This window comes from Corynebacterium pseudokroppenstedtii, from assembly GCF_019754945.1.
GTDB lineage: Bacteria > Actinomycetota > Actinomycetes > Mycobacteriales > Mycobacteriaceae > Corynebacterium > Corynebacterium pseudokroppenstedtii.
Genome location: NZ_JAEUWU010000010.1, coordinates 1 through 1,200 on the forward strand (window position 1 = coordinate 1; position 1,200 = coordinate 1,200).

1 protein-coding gene and 1 pseudogene are annotated in these 1,200 nt (G+C 54.3%); both read right to left on the reverse strand.

Annotation, left to right across the window (positions count from 1 at the left end; translation table 11 throughout):
- On the reverse strand, positions 1 to 836 hold an 836-nt coding region (locus JMN36_RS10600; RefSeq protein ID WP_236881336.1), incomplete at its 3' end, for an IS3 family transposase.
- Positions 833 to 1,175: pseudogene (locus tag JMN36_RS10605) on the reverse strand (transposase). The gene JMN36_RS10600 and the pseudogene JMN36_RS10605, both read right to left, overlap by 4 nt.
- Between the last annotated feature and the right edge of the window lie 25 nt (positions 1,176 to 1,200).

Here is a 1,200-nt window from a genome sequence, read left to right on the forward strand (position 1 = left end):
CCCAAGCTTTGGTGAAGCCTCGTCTCGTTCCACCATGACACCCACTCAAACGTCGCGATTTCCACCTCGACAACCTCATCCCACCTGCGAGTATGGATCAGCTCGTTTTTGTAGGAACCATTAACGTTTTCCGCCAGAGCATTGTCATAGGAATCCCCGACAGTTCCGGTGGAAGCGGCAATCCCGTGCTGGGCAAGACGCTCGTTGTAGACAACGCTGACATACTGCGAGCCGTGATCCGAATGATGAATGAGACCTGTTGTTTCCTCAGCAGACGCGATCGCCTGGTTGAGAGCTTGCAGCGGCAACGCTTCGGTGCGCATGGAATCTGATAACGCCCACCCAACGATCCGTCGGGAGTAAACATCGGTGACAAACGCGGCATACACAAAGCCTTTCTTCGTGCGCACGTAGGTAATATCAGCCACCCACAGCTTGTTCGGGCCTTCGGCTTTGAATTCTCGCTCCACCAAGTCCGGGCGTAAATCCGGCCTTTGAGGTGTGCGAGTGGTCATAGGCGAGCGGCCTTTGCCTTTGCCTGATACACCGGCTAGACGCATCAGCCGCGCGGTTTGTTCACGACCGATATCGATTCCGTCACGATGAAGAGCATGCCACATTTTCCGCACACCGTAGATGCCGTAATTATCCCGATGGATAGCACTAATGCGTTCAACCAGCACAGCATCACGAAGGCGGCGAGCACTTACCCCACGGGCCTTGGACTGACGATACCCACGCGAGGTGATGAACCCACCAGCGCGGTTTTTCTTCAACGTCTTACAGATGAACTCGACAGAGAAACGATTCCGGTATTCATCGATGAACCGGATCATTTCCGACGTTTTGGGTCGAGTTCCGACGCGAAAAAAGCTGAGGCAGCCTTTAAAAGTTCATTGGTGTCGCGTAGCTCTTGATTTTCACGGCGAAGCCTCGCGTTTTCGGCGGCCAGATCTTCAGGCACGGGTTCTGGGATGTTTCCCGCACGGCGGGCCTGTTGGGTCCATTGACGGGCTGTGTGCCATGACACCCCCAGCTTTGGGGCTACTGCCTGGCACGCGGCTTGCATCGACATATTTTCCGCCAAGATGCGGTCCTCTACAAGACGGACCACACGATCCTTCGCATCCTGGTCAAATTTTCTTGGCATATTCCAGATTTTCCCATCTACTCAAACGGAACAAAACCTGGGACACTTCA